Here is an 18,125-nt window from a genome sequence, read left to right as displayed (position 1 = left end):
AATTCATATTTCCATCGCAAGGAAGATTATAGGGAATGGAACGGAATCCTCTATGTTTTTTGTACAACTTATGTATAATAAAACCTGAGGTGTAAGCGTATGTATAGTATTCGTAAAGTATCCCAGTTAGTTGGGATTCCCGCTGTAACCATTCGGGCATGGGAGAACCGATATCAGCTTACCGCGCCCGTCCGAAGCACTGGCGGTCACCGTCTATACCGGGACGCCGATATCGAAACCCTGCGCTGGATCAAGCAGCAGATGGAGAGCTGTCAATTAAAAATAAGCGAAGCCGTTTCTCTTTACCGGGACAAGCAGGGGAATGAACCTGCTGAGGCGTTAAGCCAGCCAAACCGGTTTAACCGTCTGAGGGATCAGCTCTACCGGGAGCTCGTTGACCTGAATACCGTGCAGGCCAATGAGGTTATCGATTTATGCTTTTCCTTGTTCCATCATGAAGAGGTCTTCCACCATATTCTCACTCCCGTGATGAGACAAATCGGCACGGCGTGGGAAAATGGTGTCATTTCGGTTGCGCAGGAACATTTCGCCTCCCAAATCATCATTCAGAGATGCACCCAGTTCATGAGAATTTTACCGATGAATCGGGATCTTCCTAGAGCTGTCGCCTTATGTCCGGAGGGAGAGCATCATCAGATGGGTCTTATGCTCTTCACCTTGTTCCTGCGGAACAAAGGCCATGACGTCATCTACTTGGGACCGGACACTCCGCTAAACGATATTACAAGCCTGATCCGAACTAAAAATATTGAGATTGTTGCCATATCGTTAAATAACCCCCTGCTTGCAGCTTCCGTCGAGAAGTGGATAAGCGATTACCGTCTAACCAATCCGTCGCTCACCATTATTGCCGGCGGCAACGGTTTTCAGGGCTGCAGCACGGCTCTTGCTCCGCTCGTATGTCCATCCGGTCCTTCGGAGTGGGACAACTGGTACAGCCTTCTTTTATACCGATAACGAGCTCAGCGGTGACGCCCGTCACCGCTGCCTTGTTACTTCTTTAACTTGCTGATAGTCTCATAAATCCCTTGCTTGAAGCCGGTTGCCGGGATTGGCCCGATAAAACGTTCATACTTCTCGCCGCTAAGGCGGAGCGGTTCCGTTGTCAGATACAGCATCTCCACGACCTCCTTCATAACGGGAACGAATAACCCGAGCATAGACAAGCCGGCTTTTCCGAGCGGCAGAACAGCCTTCTTGCTGCCGCTCGCTTCGCGCGCGAGACGGACAATCTCATGGCCGGATATAATATCGCCCCCGGGAATGTTCCATTCCTGGCCGTAAGCATGATCGCGCAGCGAAATTTCAACAATCATTTTCGCCGCATCCGGCAAATAGACATATTCGCGAGGTACATTCATGTCCCCGATGAAGAAAGCCATCTTGCCGGCCGCAATAGCCTCCAGCGTGGAGCCGAGATAAGAGGCTTCGTTGGCGGTTGGTCCATAATAATCCGGCAGCCGGACAATAAGCGGGCGGGCCTGGCGCCACCTGGCGTCAAATACCATTTCGGCGAACTTTAGACGCGTCCGCCCTTTGCGGGTATGCGGCTGCTTCGGATGCTCCTCGGTTACCCGTTCCATTTGCCTTTTTCCGTACGGATAAATACCGTCAATAACCACTACCTTGAGACCAAGGCGGTCTGCCGCCTCCATAACCGCTTCCCCAAGGGGAATAAGCCGCTCCTCCATCTCGTGGTATGGAACGTTGGCGCAATGGAACATCACTTCGGCCCCGCGCGATGCCTTCTCCACATCATCGGCTTTGAAGGCATCCCCCACGGCCAGCTCCAGATTTGCCGGATGCCCTAATCTTGCCGCGAAATTCTCCAGCTTCGACCGCGATCGTCCAAACGCCACAACAGGAATTCCCCGGCTCACCAATTCCTCCGTAATCGCAGCACCCGTGCCGCCTGTCGCTCCAATAACAACCGCTTTTTTCATTTCAGCCACTCCTTTTTATTCAGTGATTGATCAATCACTATTTATCGATGAATTCACTATATCATTTAGTTAGTGATTGATCAATCACTATTTTTCAAGGCTTGGCAGCCCCCTTTATTTATTCATTAACTCCGGAACGTCGAGTGCCATCGAAATATTGCATAGCATGCCGCGCGCGAGGAACAGCATCGTTCGTTCCTCCGGATTCGCAAGCTTGCTGGCAGTAAACGCCTCCAGTACAATCCGGCGCACTTCTCTTAATCCCGTCTGCATCGCAGCTCGAATAGGCTGCTCCTGCATGGTCTGGGCCTGCATCTGAAGCAGCGTCTCCTGCCGGTGGGCGGCCAATATTTCTTCGTAAGTTTCAATAAGCTCCCGCTCCAGCTGATCCGGTGCCGCGGTTGCTACAACCCGGCTGAACGCTTCCGTAATTCTTTCCCAAGACACTTCAAGCGCCGCCAGCATTAAAGCTTCCTTCGTTGCAAAAAACTTGAATACATAAGGCTGCGAAATCCCTGCCCGCTGCGCTACTTGCGCAGTTGTTGTGCGGTAATAGCCAGTCTCCGCGAATACTTCTATTGCCGCCGAAATAATTTCCAGCCTCCGGTTTACGGATACTGTATCGTTCTTCGCCATAATTATTACCCCTTTTATCCTGTTAATTGATGAATCACTAAATATTAGTGTATCAGGCCTTATGCCTGCCAAGCAACATGCTATTGAACATGGAAAAACAGTCCTATAAAAAGACCCTTCCTGCTCTGAAACAGGAAGGGTCTCGCTAAGCGTTGATTATTTGTTGAAATAGTGTCCTTGCTCCAGATCCTCAAGCAGTCCCGGATGAGTAGGCTTCCAGCCGAGCAGCTTCTGCGTCTCTGCGCTGGATCTAGGAAAATCAAGGCCTGCGAGCATGCCCAGGAAACCGAAGTGGCCGGCAGCCTCCTCGCGGGAAATGCTGCGCACCGGTACGTTTAGATGCCGTCCGATAACCGTAGCAATGTCGCGGAACGCGATCCCCTCGTCGCCAACGCCATCCAGCCTTGAGCCTGCCGGCGCAGCTTCCACGGCGAGCCGGAACAAGGATGCCGCATCGATGCGATGCACGGCCGGCCAGCGGTTTGCCCCGTCGTCAATATAAGCGAAAAATCCTTTCGCACGGGCCGTCTGAATGAGATGCGGTACAAAGCCTTTATCCCGCTCGCCATGCACGGATGGCGCAAGCGACACAATGGAGGTCCGCACCCCGCGCTCGGCCAGCCCCAATACCGCATTTTCCGATTCGATGCCATTGGCATGAGCCGTAATGATAAAAGGTTTGCCGGAGCCTTCAAGCACGGCTCCCATCGCCTCAACGGCGCGAAGATCCATGGCCAGCGAGCCGGCAAAATCCGAAAAATCATGACGGAATGCCAAATGAATGACGCCGTCCGCGGCTGCCGCGCCGCGCTGAAGGCTGTCGAGATCCTCAAGGGTGCCAAGGTGCGCCTCCGCACCTGCCGCTTCCAATAAGGCAACGCCTTTATCGGAACGGGTAAGCCCTACAACCTCATGACCGCCTTCGATAAGCTCACGAACAACTTCCATGCCAATATAGCCGGTTGCCCCTGTTACGAAAATACGCATGGTGGATCACTCCTTATAGATAGATAAAGTAGTTGATGAATCGAACAACTACAGCATAAACTATAGAGTGAACTCTAAGGCAAGACCTCGATAATGGATTTCTTTTTAGGAGAGAGAAGCATGAAAATTCAGGAGTTAGCGGAAATGATGGGATTATCCGTCCACGCGATTCGATTTTACGAAAAGGAAGGCCTGCTCGACAACCGCCACGTCCAGCGGGAGAAAAACAACTATCGCAGCTATACCGGAGAGGCGATCGAGCGTCTGCGGATGATCAAAAAATTTCAAGGCCTTGGCTGTTCGCTCGCCGAATTAAAGGAGGTCTTTCAGGATCAGGATACGAATTCCAAAACGCATCAGCAGATCATCGAATGGATGGAACAAAAGAAAGACGAGATTGAGCGCAAAAAAGCCGAATACGATCAGATCCTCGAAACGCTCGACTGGATGATCGAATACAGGAAGGCGTTAATGCACAATCCGGAGAAGGCAGCAGCGATGCTCAAAGCTATAAAGGCCGTTTACCCTCACTAAGGGAAAACGGCCTTTTCTTTCATTCAACCATTCAATTGCAGCAGCTAGAGCAAATGCATTTTTGCCTCCGCCTCATCCCAAGGCACCGCATAACCGGCCCCTTTCGCACAAAAGATAGACGATGACGTATATAAAGGGTCCGCATCCTTCCGGTAGCCTTTCCGCTCAATGACATCCCGCTCGTTATGGCAGCGGTCGTAACCGGCGAAGATCAGTTGAATACTGCCCCGGCCATGCGTAAAAGCAGCCAGCTCCGTGCTGTAATCCATAAAAGTCGCGACAGGCACCCGGCCTGTAACCACCGCGTGGGATTGCGTGGTCTGAGGCGGATCGAACTGGCCGGAAGCGCGCTGCAAATCTGACAGCACCTTGCCCAGATGGTCCAGCTCAACCTTGATTTTATACTCGTAAAACGGTTCAAGCAGCAGATTATCCGCCTTCTCGAGCCCCTGCCGGAGTGCCCGGAAGGTTGCCTCGCGGAAATCGCCGCCATGCGTATGCTCGTTATGGGCGGCGCCCGTAAGCAAAGTAATCCGCACATCCGTTAGCGGACTGCCCGTCAATAGCCCATGATGCTCGCGTTCGTACAGATGCGTCTCGATCAGATTCTGATTGCCTATGCTCAGGTCATGCACATGGGCAGCATTTTTGAAGGTGATGCCGCTCCCCCGTTCGCCCGGCTCCAAGAGCAGATGCACTTCGGCGTAATGCCGGAGCGGCTCGAAATGACCGTAACCTTTTACCGGACTCGAGATGGTCTCCTTATACAAAATCTCCGGACTCCCAAAGACTACGTCAAACCCGAAACGGTCCTTCACCAGCTGCTGCAGCACCTCGAGCTGAATAACGCCCATTACGTGAATATGAATCTCCTGCAGCGTCTCCTCCCAGACGACGTTCAAAGACGGGTCCTCCGCATTCAGAATGCGGAACGCCTTCAGCACATCCTTCACGGGGAGGGCTTCGGAGAAAATGACCTTTGACGTCAGCGCCGGCACCAGATCATAGGACAGCTTGTCCGAATAAAGGCCTACGCCTTGTCCCGCATCCGCTTCGGACAGCCCGATAACGGCAAACAGATCCCCGGCCGATACCTGATCAACCGTCTGCATTTTACTGCCGTTCACAAGCATAAGCCTGGTTGCCTTCTCGCTGATTGGCCCTTCACCGCCGCCGTAGCAGAGCTCTTCTCGCACCTTGAGGGTACCGCTTAATGCCTTGATATAGGTTAACCGGGTACCGCTCTTGTCATGACGGATTTTATAGACTCTTCCTCCAAAAGGAGCTTGCCCGTCATAATCGACCGTCGTAAGCAGATGAAGCTGCTCCAGGAACTCCTTTACGCCGGTGTCCTGCAGAGCCGAACCGCTAACGCAGGGGTACAGCCTGCCGCTCTTCACCATGTCCCGCAAAGCCTGCAGCCAGAAGGCTTGATCGCCTTCTCCGGCAAGGAACGCATCGAGCAGCCGCTCATCCCTCTCCGCTAGATTCTCCACTAACGTCTCTCCCGCGACGCCGCCGGCAAAGCTGTCCGTCATCAGACAAGCATCCGGCGTCAGATGCTGCTGAATGTCCTCCATTACGCGGTTAACGTCCGCCCCGGTCCGGTCGATCTTGTTGATAAAAAAGAACGTCGGCACGCGGTGCTTCGAAAGCAGCTGCCAAACCGTTTCGGTATGCCCCTGCACGCCTTCCACGGCGCTCACCACCAGGACGGCATAGTCCATCACCTGGACCGCGCGCTCCATCTCCGGCGAGAAATCGACGTGTCCCGGCGTATCGATTAAGTAATAAGTCGCGCCGTTATAGGTCATAACGGCCTGATCCGCAAACACCGTTATCCCTCTCGCGCGTTCAATATCGTGGCTGTCGAGGTAGGCATCCTTATGGTCGACCCGGCCCCGCTCCCGTATGCTGTTCGTATGATAAAGAAGCTGTTCCGCCAGCGTGGTCTTGCCCGCATCCACATGCGCGAACATGCCAATCGTTACTTGCTTCATGCGATTCCCCTTGGTTTGATTTTGCCATTATCATATCACACCGGACGTTTCGATTGACCCGGCTCCTCTAAATTCTTCATGAACAAGGAAATGACAAAGGATACCGTAAGCAGAATTAGGGGAACCACGCAGATTAGCACCCGGAATACCGTCTCCGGCTGCGACCCCGGCTCGTCGCCGCTCTGGTAGCCGTACATAAGGCCAACAATCCAGAAGGCCACCGCCGCGATCAAGCCGCTGGACCGCGTAATAAACCCGGCTACCGCCGTATAAATTCCTTCCCTGCGTCTGCCGGTCCGCTCCGCGTCGAGATCGATAATCCGGCCGCTTAGCATTGCCGGCGTAACAAGGAACCCCGCCATCCCGAAGCCGACCAGAATGCCGGCGAGAATACCGCTGCCAAGATTGCCCGCGAACCATAGCGGAATGACGGAAAGCCCGTAAACGGCGAGCGCCAGCCGCCAGCTGAGCAGGCCGCCAAGCCTGCGGGAGATCAGATACCAGACCGCGACAAGCGGGATAATGGAGACAAAGACGGCACCCATCAGGATGGACACCTCGCCCTCCGAGATATGCAGGTTGTATTTCGCATAGAAAGGAAGCAGGGCGGCAAGCAGGCCGTTCACCGTCTGGGCGAAGGAGCCCGCTATATTAAAGATCCAGAACGGCTTATTCGTCAGCGTCTCCCGGAAGGCGGCTATCAGAGGCAGAGGCGCTTCCTGATGAGCGCTCTCCTTCTCCCGGACGGACAAAGCGAACCAGGTCATGAAGATACCGAATACAAGCGAATAAACAACCGACATCCATCCAAAGCCGATCCATCCGTATAGAATCGGCGTCAATGCCGTTCCGATCAGAATAGCCGCAATCTGAAAGCCTTGCTGGACGGCGGACGCCTTCGCCCGAAGCCGGTCTCCTTCGAACAGCTCCGGAAATAGCGCTCCGTAGTTCACCCACAGCAGTGTAGCAATTCCTTCAAACAGGATCAGCGACGTAAGCAGCCACGCGAACAGCTCCGTATTGCCAAGTCCCTTCGGGACGGAGAAGACCATGATGAAGACAAGCATAAACGCAGGCGTGGAGAAAAAGATCCAAGGCCTGCGCCTGCCGTATTTCGTGCGGGTCCGGTCGGATAGATAGCCCGCCATCGGGTTATTGACCGCATCCCAGATCAGATAGATCGTGCGTGCTATCGTAGCCAGCCCAAGGCTAAGCCCCAGCTTTTCCACGTAGTAGTAGTTGAAAAAAGACGCAAAGGCCTGGCTTGGGACCATCATCGCGAACATCCCAAGCGCGTAGGCGGTCGGAGAATTCAGGAACCTTTTGCTCACCGCTTGTTCCCTCCCTATTGCCGAAGTAAAGCTACCTTACGTCTTATGCGGCGTGTCCTCCAGTTATGCAAACAGGGCCGCCACCGCAGCAGATTGCTTGCGGGGCAGCCCTGTTTGCATAACTTAATTAAATTTGCTTTCCGGCACGTAATACACCTTCTGCGTGTCTTTCTTGTTTTTTGGGTCCGTTACGATCGTGAAGTAAACCCTGCCGTTTTTCGTTTGCACGCCTTCAATCTCATGTTTCCCTACATTCGTGATCTTAACGAGGGACTTGTATGCGCCTGTTTGCGACATCAAGGCGATGCTCGGCGTCTGCCCTTCCGCCCCGCCCGACGTAAAGATCTTTGTGCTTCCTAGCATATCCATGCCTTGGAACGATCCGTTTGGCCTGACGATACGGCTGCCCGATTGGGTGAAGCTGGCTACGCAGGCTTTTTTAGCTGCAGCGCTGTCCATCCGAACTTGTTCGCTGCCGTCCAACAGCTTGTTTAAGGCTGCCGTATTATAGATGGACCATGTAACCGAGCCTTGGGACGTCTGTACGCGGAAAATCGTATAGTCGCTGTTCCCGCCGCCGTCCACGCGATAGGTATCGCCTAAACGCTTGCCGGTCTTATTCGCATAGTTCAAGTAGGTGAACCGGCGAAGACCCGTATAATCGTACTTCTTGCCCGCCGAATATTTCAGCCGCGCAACCTGAAGCGACCAGTCGTACGAGGTGGACGGGTCCGCTTTTGAACTAAAATAGAAGTAATCGACATCCTTGTAGGTGTACATATCCAGCGTCTGGCCATGACCGGAATTGGTAATGGTCATTTCGTCCACGTAGGTGGCGGTGCTGCCCTTCATGAGCAGTCTCGACAGATACACCGTCCCTCCCGAGCGCTGGGTGACGTAAAGATACTTGGATGCGATGTAGGCCTTCTGGACGGCCAGGTTGTGCCTAAGCCCTTTCAGGCTATAGGCCAGAGTAGCAGACGCGTTGACGGTTTTCCCCGGACTTGCCGCAAAGGCCGGCATAACGGCTGCGCCAAACAGAAGCAGCGCGAGAAAAGCGCTGACAACCATTTTAAATGGCCTGTTTACAAGACTAAGCCTCTGATTGCGAATCATTCGAATCCCTCCTCAATAACGATTACACCCGATTATCAAGGAGATAAACATCGTTTTGAATAGTCGCGTTGACCTAAAATTTGGTTAAATTTTTATCATTTAACTCCCGCTTCAAGACTCGAGCAAGCAATTTCGCCACTCGCCGCGTGCAGCAGCTTTGTAATAACAGGCGCCGTTTCCGCAACAAGAAGGCCCTGACGGAACACATATCGCGGGGCAGACCGGGTACAGATTAACTCAGCCGAATCGGGAGCATCAAACAGCAAGAAGGAAGCCGGATCGCCAACCTTCGGTCCCCCCTGCTCAAAGCCGTAGCCAGCGATTCCCATTGCTTTTGCCCCGCCATGCGTAATCATGCCGGCTATATCGTTAAGATCCCGACGGCCGCACATATGGGCAAGATGGGCCGCCATATGAGCCGCATCGAGCGGATTTCCCGTTCCAAGCGGATAAAAAGGGGTGCGGATATCGTCATGCGCCAAAGCGACATTAACACCGGCCCGGTGAAAATCTTGAATCCGCGTAATGCCGCGCCCCTTCGGAGATGTATCATAGCGGCCTTGCATAACGCTGTTAATCAGCGGGCAGGCCACAATGGAAAGTCCGGACTGCTTCACCAGCCCAAGCAGCTTCTGAAAATACGGCTCTTTGTAATAAGCCGCGGCATTGGCATGAGCTGCCGTCACCTTGCTGCCGAGACCGGTCTCTATTGCAAGCGCGGCGCATACTTCAAGGTACCGCGAGGCTTCATCGTCCGTCTCGTCGCAGAAGACGTGAACAAAGGCGCCGTACCGCTCGGCAAGGGAAAAAGCCTTGCGGAGGCTTAATATCCCGTCCTCGCGGGTCCGCTCTAGATGAGGAACCGCGGAAATGCCGTCGGCCCCAAGCCGCAGCGCTTCCTCCAGCCTAGCTACATTTTCCGGGCAGGCGAGAAGGCCGTCCTGCGGAAAAGCGATCACTTGCATATGCATGCGATCCCTGTATTTGTCCTTCAGCTCCAGCACCGCTCGCAGCGCCGTCAGCTTGGGGTCGCCTATATCAACCATCGCGCGAAGATACAGCACGCCGTAGCCGATAAACAGCTCTAACGTACGCTCCGCCCTCGCAAGGACATCCTCGCGGGTCAGCTGCTTTTTGCGGGAAGCCCATACCGAGATGCCTTCCGCCAGCGTTCCGCTCTCATTCCATACCGGGTCGCCTGCCGTTAAGGTCGTATCCAGATGCACATGCGGTTCAACAAAGGGAGGCAGCAGCAGTCTGCCCCGCGCCTGAAAGACATTCTTGGCGGCTGCCCCTGCCAGCTTGCCGACCGCCGTTATTTTACCGCCTTTGATGCCCAGATCCGTTAATTCTCCGCTGCCGGGCAGCCTAACCTCGGAAACAAGCAAATCCAATGGTATCGTCATCGTATCCCCGCCATTCATTTTATGCCTTTGGTTGCTGCTGCGAATCTAGCCACTCTCGCGCCAAGCCTCCCGGCCATCCGGAGCTCGCGCTCGTCCGGCGTTCTCGAGCTGTCCGGGCCTGCCAGCGTCGAAGGGCCGTAAGGGGAACCGCCAATGGCGTCCGCGGTCAAATATTCCGGATTTTGCGAATACGGCAATCCGACGTACACCATCCCGAAATGCAGCAGCGGAATGATAGAAGTCAAGATTGTCGCTTCGTGGCCGGTATGGATGGATCCGGCGCTTGTCATCACGCCGGTCGGCTTCCCTTCCAGCTCCCCGCTTGCGCACAGGCTGCCCGACAGATCAAGGAAGGCTTTGACCTGCGCCGGCATGGAGCCGTAATACGTCGGGAAGCCCCAGACAATGCCATCCGCCCAGCGAAGATCATCCGCCGTCGCTTCGCGTACCGACTGCTGGAGAGCTTGGGCGGCTTCGTATTTCTCCCAGCGGGCTCCAACCCGGAAGGTGCCGGATAGCCGGCTGTCTGCCGCTGGCCGTCTTCGGTCCGGATGATCGAGCAGCGCGGTTACATTGTCCGGATGGCGGAACTCCGGGATACGGACCAGCCTTGCCGTATGCCCTTCGCTTTCAGCGCCTTGCGCGGCGGCTTCCGCCATCCGGTGAATATGTCCGTATGCGCTGAAATAAATGACAAGAACGTTAGCCATGGCGATCTCTCCCTAGAAAAGCCGGAGCCGCGCATGCCCGCATGCAGCGGCTCCGTTGCTTCATTTGTTACTTGCCCGTGCCCGGCAAATATTCGTTCGTAAACACGTCTTCAATCGGCTCCGCTTCCTTCAGAAGCCCCATGTCGACCAGCTGCGCTTGGAGGCCGGACCAGATATCCTTGCTCATGTAGCCAACGCCGTGGGTCTCCGCATCGCCGCCGTACACAAGCGGCTCCTGCGCTTTGGCGCCGTAAGCCATCGCTTCAAGCTTCAGATCCGGATTCTTCTCCTGCATCACCTTGTTGATCTCTTCGGAATGATCCTTGTAATAGTCCCAGCCTTTAATGGATGCTTCTACGTAAGCTTTTACCGTATCCGGATGCTTCTTCAGGAAATCCTCGGTTGTATAAAGAACGTTGCCGTACTGCTTATAGCCAAGGTCATAGTTCAGGAAGTAGTCGACGTCGACGCCCTCCTGCTGCATGGAGAAAGGTTCGGAGGTAATATAGATTTGCGTGGCCGCCTTCGGATCCGCTACAAAGTTAGCCAGCGAGCCGGTATACTTCATCTCCGTCACCTTATCGAGATTATAGGCTTTCTTTAAGTACTCCCAGAACACCACGCCGCTGCCGACGAAAATTTTGTTGCCGTTCAGCTCCTTAATGTCCTTGAACTGGCCCTTGTGGAACATGATGCCCTGCGGATTCTTCTGGAAGGTCGCCGCGATCGCCACAAGCGGAATGCCGTTCTGACGCGCCAGCAGGATTTCGTCCGCCTGACCCATGCCGAACTCCGCTTTGCCGCCGGCTACGATCTGGGTGGAAGAGATGCCGGGGCCGCCGGATTGAATGGTCATGTCGAGACCCGCATCCTTGTAAAAGCCTTTGTCCAGCGCGGCATACTGCCCGCCATGCTCCGGCTCCGCGAACCAGTTGGTCACCTGGCTGACCTTGGTCAGCTCCTTCGAATCCCCCGATGATTTGCTGTCCCCGCAAGCGGATAACGTAAGCGCCGCGGCAAGAAGCACCGTCATTCCGCCCAATGTTTTCTTTGATCCCGTCTTTGTCAGCATGTTTCTCTTCCCCCTAAAATAAATTGATTTTTACTTCGAAAGCATAAGCCTATCCTCTTCTTCTCTATATGTGCATCCCTCTGGCAGCGGACAAACACCGGACTTTATGGAAAAGTTAAACGAGTGAGCCGGAGACACTAGGCTCCAGGCCGAACCGGCTCAGCATGGAAGCAAACGTCCACTTCGACTTGTTGTACACCCACCGCGATGACGGAAGCTCTTGGAACAGCTCTTCCTCCGAGCAGGCGTCCAGCACGACAAAGCTGGCCGGATTGCCCGGGGCAATTCCGTATTGGGTAAGGCCGGCAAGCTTGGCGGGGTTTGTCGTCAACAGGCGGAGCACGGTGACGATATCTTCCTCCTTGGCCAAATGGGCCGCATAGGCGGTCATTAGGCCAATCTGCAGCAGATCCCCTCTGCCAAACGGATGGAACGGGTCCTGAATATTGTCCGAGGCCGCGGCAATGGTCACTCCCGCTTCCTCAAGCTCCCTGACGCGGGTGACGCCGCGCCGCACGTTGCCCCGGTCGCCGCGTCCCTGCAGGTAGAGATTAACCGCGGGCAAGGTAACCGCCGCTATGCCCGCATCCGCCATTTTCGCAATCAGCCGTTCCGCTTCGTTATGCTCCATCGCCGACAAGGAGCAGAGATGGCCTGCCGTTGCCCGGCCGCCGTAACCGCCTGCTTTCACGTAATCGCAGTAAATATCGATCGTTTTCATGTCGGGATTATCCGATTCATCGGTATGAAGGTCGATTGGCTTATCGAACAACTGCGCCAGCCGGAATGCCCAGCCCACATTGGTCTCCGGATTAGGGGACAAATGCGGGGCGCCGCCGATTCCGTCTATGCCCATGCGGAGCGTCTCTGAAGCAAACTCCGTCAGCTCCCGTTCATAGGCAGGGTCATAGAAGAACATCGGAAAATACTGAATGTCAACGATTCCGCCAACCTTCTCCCGGGCCTCCAGCGCCGCTTCAATCGTCCGCATCGCCATCTCGCGGCCCATATGCACCGGCACGTCGAGATGGCTGCGAAGCACGGCCGAGCCGAAGGAAGCCGAGCTCAGCGCGGCTTTCACAATGCGGTCGCGGATCATCTCTTTCGTGAAGGCCGGCGAAGCCGCCCGGTAATTCTCGATGGCCTCGAGCAGCGTGCCGGACCGGTTGCGCACCCACGGCAAGGAATACGCTTTGTCGAGATGCATATGGGCGTCTACAAAGCCCGGCAGCATCACTTTTCCCTCCAGATCGAGCAAGGCCGTTGTCTTTAATTCGTCGAAGGAGAGCCCTTGGATCGGCAAATGCTCCGAGGAGACGATCACTCCCTCCTGGCGCTCGACCACCGTCCACCGGCCTCCCCGCGCTTTAACCGTGTACAGTTCTTCGCTTTGCTGCAGCGGCAGCTTGACGTTAATGGCTTCCAACGTTTCTGTGAGCAAGAGAATTCACCCCTAACCTTCGGAAGATTTCATCTCGGATTCATGCCAGGAGCTCAGCATCCATTTGGAGAAGGCGTTCACGAGCAGGAAGAACGCAATACCGAGCAAGGATGCGGATAAGCCGCAGGCGAACAGATAAGCCGTCTGTAGGCGGGATGACGCAACGGTAATGGCGTAACCAAGTCCACCATTACCCCCGCCGATGCCGGCAATATACTCGCCAACAATCGCGCCGATAACGGCAAGCGTACAAGAGATTTTGAGGCCCGCCACGATATAGGGAAGCGCCGCGGGAATGCGAAGCCGAATCATGGTCTGCAAGGGAGAAGCGTTATAGAGATAGAAGAGGTTCTTCATGTTGTGGTCGGTTGAGTTCAGGCCGATAAGGGTGTTGGACAGCATCGGGAAAAATCCGATGAGAAAAGCGATAATAATGATGGCGTTCATGCCGGCTCCAAACCAGATGACGATAATAGGGGCAATAGCGACGATCGGAATCGTCTGCATAATGATGGCGTAAGGGTAAATGCTTCGTTCAATCAGCTTGGAGCTGGCGAGCAGAATGGCAAAACCAACGCCCAGAACAATACTGAGCAGAAATCCGAGTACCGCTTCGGTAATGGTTGTATATACAGATACCCACAAATTCGAGGCATTCTCGGAGGCAGCCAGTACAATATCCGAAGGCTTAGGGAGCAAATACGGCTTCAGGCCGGATAACCGGCAGAACAGCTCCCATGCGCCGATAAACAGAATAAAGGCGATCGACGGCGGGCCTATTCTTTTCCATACCTTTTTTAGTGACGAGGTACGCAGCTTTGTTGAATTCGTGCCTGCCGACGTCCCGAACGATAATTCCGGGGTAGTCATTGTCTCCTCTCGCATCGCTTATCCCTCCTGATTCGAAATACTCTCAACCGGCGTTTGCAGCTTGCCCGGATTCAACAGTCCGCGGGGGTCGTTGGCACGCTTGGCATTTACCATCGCATCCCACTCCCCGCGTCCTCCCATCTCCAGAATCCAGGTATGAGGGTCATTAATCCGGACGCCAATGGACCGGAAGAAGGCAATAATCTCATACAGACGTTCATGCGTCGTATAACGGACAATCGGCAGGGCCGCGGGAACAACAACGCCAGCCGTTCGGATGAATTCGAGATGCATCAGCACTTCTTCGCCGAACTGCTCTTTAATAAGCGTTATCTGGTCAAGGAACCGCTCCTTATCGAAGCCTGCCTGCAAATAAGTCAGTGTCGAGTCCGTTTTAAGCGCCCATAACGTCGTATGGTTCCATGTAAAATCGGACAGCCCGATCACCTTGCGGTACTGCTCCGGCGGAATGGTGTAGCCGATTCGGCCGCCAAACTCTCCGGCATGCGCCGCCAGCCGCTCTTCGCTGCCATGCGCGGTCTCCAGCAGACAAGCGCTGCAGCCGGCTTCCAGCTTCGAGGCGATTGGCTTGAAAAAGGTTGGAATCGGCCATTCGACCGGAGCAACCAGCCGTTTGCGAATGGAATCATCCAGCGCAACCGCATGAGAGAACCGTGCCGCCGATTCGAAATCATCGAACTGGACAACCGTTTGCGTCCATTCCGTCTTTGCCGCAATCGGAATAACGACCTCGACAAGCACGCCCGTCGTTCCGTAATTATGGATATAAGCGATCAGATCGTCTCCCTTGACGGTCAGCCTGCGCGGCGTTTCTTCCACCGTCAGGATGACTGCCTCCAGCACGTTGCCGTCCCACAGGTTGCCCCAGGTTATCGATCCAATCCCGCCCGAGCCGCCGCTTACGAAGCCGCCAACCGTTGCTTTCACGTAGGTGCTCGGGTAAATCCGGAGCTCTTTCCCCTCGGAACGGAGAAGCTTCTCGAGTCCGCCAAGCCGAACTCCGGCCTGCACGCGCGCATAAGTGTCGGTTACTTCAATGACCTTGTCGAGCTTGCTCAGATCAAGAACAATGCCGCCTTCGAGCGGAACCGCCTGACCGTAGTTTCCGGTACCCGCGCCGCGGGTTGTCACCGGAACCCGGTGTTTCCAAGCGTAAGCGAGCACGCTCGCCGTCTCCTCCACGGAATGCGGGACGGCAATCGCCTCCGCCCTTTTATCCTGAAGCAGCGGGACCAGTACCGGGGAATACCAATAATAATCCTTGGATAATTTCTCTACCTGCCCCGGCTCCGACAGCAGCCTCTCCTCCCCGACCGCTTCCCGCATTTCTACCATCCAATCCTTCAACATGGTTTCTCCTCCTCTCTAATGCTTAAGGGCTTGTGACACGGAACGGACAATCTGCCCGAATTCCGGCGTTGTACGGAATGACTCGTCGCGCGGGAACGGTACCGGCACGTCGATTAGATCGGATACCTTGCCCGGACGAGGGGTCATAACCGCGATGCGGGTCGACAGAAATACAGCTTCAAATACGTTATGGGTAACAAAGAGTACGGTCATTTCCGGATCCTGCCGCCATAGCTCGAGCAGCTCGATCTGCAGCGTCTGGCGCGTAATTTCATCAAGCGCGCCAAAGGGTTCATCCATCAGCAGCAGCTTGGGTCTCGCCACCAAGGCACGGGCAATCGAAGCCCGCATCTTCATCCCGCCGGACAGCTCGCGCGGCATGGAGCGCATATGGTCCTTCAGGCCAACCATCTCAAGCACGCGTTCCGCCTCCTGCTGACGTTCCTTGCGCGGTACCCCGCGAAGCGCCAACGGAAGTGTCACGTTATCAATGACCGAGTTCCAGGGCAGAAGCGTATGATCCTGAAAAACAAAAGCCGTATCGGACCGCTTGCGGGCCACGCTTGCCGATGCTCCCATGACCTGCAAGGTTCCGCTGCTCGGATTGGATAACCCGGTAATCATCTTGAAGATCGTCGATTTCCCGCAGCCGGACGGCCCGACGAAACAAAGGAATTCTCCCTCGTGGATCGTCAGATCAACCTCTTTGACCGCGACCGTTCCGTTCGGATATACCTTGGACAACCGCTCCATCCTTACCCATTCCTTGGCTCCCGTCATTGTTGTCATGGTAATCCCCCCCTATTCGTTCTTCAGTGATGCCATATTAAACGATGCAATATGCAGCAGTGCCTCCGCCAGGAGCGGCCCGGCCGTCTCCAGCATCGCTGCCCCTCTATCCGGTGTAGCTTTGGTGGCGTCTCCCGCCACTCCGCTGCCCGAAATATCGTCCATTACCCAAGCAAAGGACCGCGACCGGAACGAAAAATAGCGGGAATCCGGGAACCTCGGCATCTCGCGGGGCGCAAGCTCCGCGTGAACCCAGCCCGGACATGTCGCCATAACAAGAGACGTCTCCACGTCGCCGGCATGAATGCCGCATGCTTTTTCCGCTTCATCCGTAAAGGAATCGCTGTAACCGACTGCGCCGGGATCCAGCCGGTAGACCTCAAGCCCCGTCGCTATCCGGATTTCCCTCGCCATCATTCCGAGCAGATCCGCATTGCCGCCATGCGTATTAAAGAGCAGCAGCTTGCGGAAGCCGCTTCGGGCAATGGAAGAAGAGATATCCTCCAATACCGCCATTAATGTCTTGGCCGACAGGGTAATGGTCCCGGGATGACCGGCATGCTCGGTGCTTTTTCCGTAACTCACGGATGGCAGCAGCCAGATGGACGAATCTTCGGGCAAATGCTCGAAAGCCTTAGCCAGCATCGCTTCGCCGAGCAGCGTATCCGTAAAGACCGGCATATGCGGACCATGCTGCTCCACCGCGCCAACGGGCAGCACAAGCAGCACATCGTCTTTGTTCATGGCCGCAATCTCTTTGGTCGTCAATCTTGGCAGGAACTTGCGGTCATAGGCTTCTCCCTGATAACGAAAGAACATGAAACGCTCACCTCTTCATAAAATGAATGTAAGATTAAATAACATAAATACGGGGGTTAGCAACGAATTTCATGAGGGTCTAGCAAATTTTCTGAATTTTAAGTAAACTAAAGTCACACTTAAGTAACACGAATAAACCTCATATTCACCTTATATCACACAAACGAAAGTTTGTATACAGAATTTTCACACAATTGAACAAATACATAACATGTTTAGTTAGAGTTGAGGCAGCTAATAGGAGGAGATCATTTATGCTCATCGGAACACGTCGTCACGAAATTATGATACTACTGGATTCAAAGCCGCAGTTAACGATCCTCGAGCTTGCCGAGCAGTTTAACGTCTCCAAGATGACGATTCGCCGCGACCTCGATCTTCTGCAATCGGAAGGTAAAATTCAGCGCTTCCATGGAGGCGCCGTCAAGGTAAAACGGTTCATGGGCGCCAAATACGAGCAGCGGGCAAACGAGCATAAGGCGGAGAAGCTGGCTATTGCCAAGGAAGCCGCCAAGCATATTCAGGATGGCATGAGCATTATTCTGGATGCGGGGACCACCGTGGCTTCCATGGTGGATGAACTGGAGAGGTTTAAAGGGCTTAAGATCATTACCCGTGATCTGCATACGGCTCTGATGCTATCCAATGAGGAGAGATTCGGCAGCTTCGACGTGTATTGCTCGGGAGGAAGAATAAGCAAATGGGCGTATAGCTTGGACGGCTTTTATGCGGAGAAAATGCTGCAGTCGCTGACTGTTGATGCCGCATTCCTGACTTGCGAGGCCGTCTCTTTGACGAAAGGCGCCATGGCTTGGTCTCCAAACCTTGTCGGCGTCCGGCAGACCACCATGGAAACTGCGGGTAAAACGATTCTGCTGGCCGACTCCACCAAGTTCAGCTACAATTCTCTTGCGATTTTCGCATCCCTCGATGAATTTGACGAGATCATTACCGACAGCCGTCTGGATGAGTATGAAGCGGCATCGTATCGCAAATCCGGCCTGCCGTTAACGATAGTATCCGCCACTGCCAGGGGATAAAATTAAAAAGCCTCCGCAGACAAGATCTGCGGAGGCTCC

At 54.6% G+C, this 18,125-nt stretch carries 17 protein-coding genes; 3 read left to right on the top strand and 14 right to left on the bottom strand.

Features of this window, described 5'->3' with window-relative positions; translation table 11 throughout:
* The first annotated feature begins 99 nt into the window (after positions 1–99).
* On the top strand, positions 100–978 hold the full coding sequence (locus CFI03_RS03920; protein ID WP_248756499.1) for a MerR family transcriptional regulator: 879 nt from the start codon (positions 100–102) through the stop codon (positions 976–978).
* 35 nt (positions 979–1,013) lie between these two features.
* Here CFI03_RS03920 and CFI03_RS03915 read toward each other — a convergent pair whose 3' ends face one another.
* The 3 genes from CFI03_RS03915 to CFI03_RS03905 form a co-directional block, all read right to left on the bottom strand.
* Positions 1,014–1,964, bottom strand: coding sequence for an SDR family NAD(P)-dependent oxidoreductase (locus tag CFI03_RS03915; RefSeq protein ID WP_248756498.1), 951 nt, complete (start codon positions 1,962–1,964; stop codon positions 1,014–1,016).
* Between the two features lie 114 nt (positions 1,965–2,078).
* On the bottom strand, positions 2,079–2,600 hold the full coding sequence (locus CFI03_RS03910) for a TetR/AcrR family transcriptional regulator (RefSeq protein WP_248756497.1): 522 nt from the start codon (positions 2,598–2,600) through the stop codon (positions 2,079–2,081).
* A 156-nt stretch (positions 2,601–2,756) separates the two neighbouring features.
* Positions 2,757–3,587, bottom strand: a complete 831-nt coding sequence (locus CFI03_RS03905) for an SDR family oxidoreductase (RefSeq protein WP_248756496.1) — start codon at positions 3,585–3,587, stop codon at positions 2,757–2,759.
* A gap of 120 nt (positions 3,588–3,707) precedes the next feature.
* On the opposite strand from CFI03_RS03905, the gene CFI03_RS03900 reads away from it, so the two are divergent.
* Positions 3,708–4,121, top strand: coding sequence for a MerR family transcriptional regulator (locus CFI03_RS03900; RefSeq protein ID WP_248756495.1), 414 nt, complete (start codon positions 3,708–3,710; stop codon positions 4,119–4,121).
* A gap of 44 nt (positions 4,122–4,165) precedes the next feature.
* On the opposite strand, the gene CFI03_RS03895 is transcribed toward CFI03_RS03900, so the two are convergent.
* From CFI03_RS03895 to CFI03_RS03845, 11 genes are all read right to left on the bottom strand, one after another.
* On the bottom strand, positions 4,166–6,121 hold the full coding sequence (locus CFI03_RS03895) for a GTP-binding protein (protein WP_248756494.1): 1,956 nt from the start codon (positions 6,119–6,121) through the stop codon (positions 4,166–4,168).
* A 35-nt stretch (positions 6,122–6,156) separates the two neighbouring features.
* Positions 6,157–7,452, bottom strand: coding sequence for an MFS transporter (locus CFI03_RS03890; RefSeq protein ID WP_248756493.1), 1,296 nt, complete (start codon positions 7,450–7,452; stop codon positions 6,157–6,159).
* A gap of 123 nt (positions 7,453–7,575) precedes the next feature.
* The gene (locus tag CFI03_RS03885) at positions 7,576–8,568 is read right to left on the bottom strand and encodes a helveticin J family class III bacteriocin (protein ID WP_248756492.1); all 993 of its coding nucleotides are present in this window, start codon (positions 8,566–8,568) and stop codon (positions 7,576–7,578) included.
* A gap of 95 nt (positions 8,569–8,663) precedes the next feature.
* Positions 8,664–9,974, bottom strand: a complete 1,311-nt coding sequence (locus tag CFI03_RS03880) for an amidohydrolase family protein (RefSeq protein WP_248756491.1) — start codon at positions 9,972–9,974, stop codon at positions 8,664–8,666.
* A gap of 14 nt (positions 9,975–9,988) precedes the next feature.
* Complete coding sequence (locus tag CFI03_RS03875; RefSeq protein ID WP_248756490.1) at positions 9,989–10,684, bottom strand: NAD(P)H-dependent oxidoreductase; 696 nt, start codon at positions 10,682–10,684, stop codon at positions 9,989–9,991.
* Between the two features lie 67 nt (positions 10,685–10,751).
* Complete coding sequence (locus CFI03_RS03870; protein WP_248756489.1) at positions 10,752–11,756, bottom strand: ABC transporter substrate-binding protein; 1,005 nt, start codon at positions 11,754–11,756, stop codon at positions 10,752–10,754.
* A gap of 115 nt (positions 11,757–11,871) precedes the next feature.
* Positions 11,872–13,197, bottom strand: a complete 1,326-nt coding sequence (locus CFI03_RS03865) for an amidohydrolase family protein (RefSeq protein WP_248756488.1) — start codon at positions 13,195–13,197, stop codon at positions 11,872–11,874.
* 12 nt (positions 13,198–13,209) lie between these two features.
* Positions 13,210–14,082, bottom strand: a complete 873-nt coding sequence (locus tag CFI03_RS03860; protein WP_248756487.1) for an ABC transporter permease — start codon at positions 14,080–14,082, stop codon at positions 13,210–13,212.
* A gap of 3 nt (positions 14,083–14,085) precedes the next feature.
* Positions 14,086–15,438 carry an FAD-binding oxidoreductase gene (locus CFI03_RS03855; RefSeq protein WP_248756486.1) on the bottom strand — a complete coding sequence of 451 codons (1,353 nt, stop codon included), beginning with the start codon at positions 15,436–15,438 and terminating at the stop codon, positions 14,086–14,088.
* A 15-nt stretch (positions 15,439–15,453) separates the two neighbouring features.
* Positions 15,454–16,227: an ABC transporter ATP-binding protein gene (locus CFI03_RS03850; protein WP_248756485.1), complete on the bottom strand. Its 774-nt coding sequence runs from the start codon at positions 16,225–16,227 to the stop codon at positions 15,454–15,456.
* A gap of 12 nt (positions 16,228–16,239) precedes the next feature.
* Complete coding sequence (locus tag CFI03_RS03845; protein WP_248756484.1) at positions 16,240–17,046, bottom strand: creatininase family protein; 807 nt, start codon at positions 17,044–17,046, stop codon at positions 16,240–16,242.
* Positions 17,047–17,300: 254 nt separating this feature from the next.
* Here CFI03_RS03845 and CFI03_RS03840 point away from each other — a divergent pair, with 254 nt between their 5' ends.
* On the top strand, positions 17,301–18,086 hold the full coding sequence (locus CFI03_RS03840) for a DeoR/GlpR family DNA-binding transcription regulator (protein ID WP_248756483.1): 786 nt from the start codon (positions 17,301–17,303) through the stop codon (positions 18,084–18,086).
* Positions 18,087–18,125 lie beyond the last annotated feature (39 nt).

Origin of the sequence: Paenibacillus sp. ATY16 (assembly GCF_003399985.2) — a bacterium.
Lineage (GTDB): Bacteria > Bacillota > Bacilli > Paenibacillales > Paenibacillaceae > Pristimantibacillus > Pristimantibacillus glycanilyticus.
Note: the sequence above shows the minus strand (reverse complement) of the source record. Positions and strands in the feature narration are given on the sequence as shown.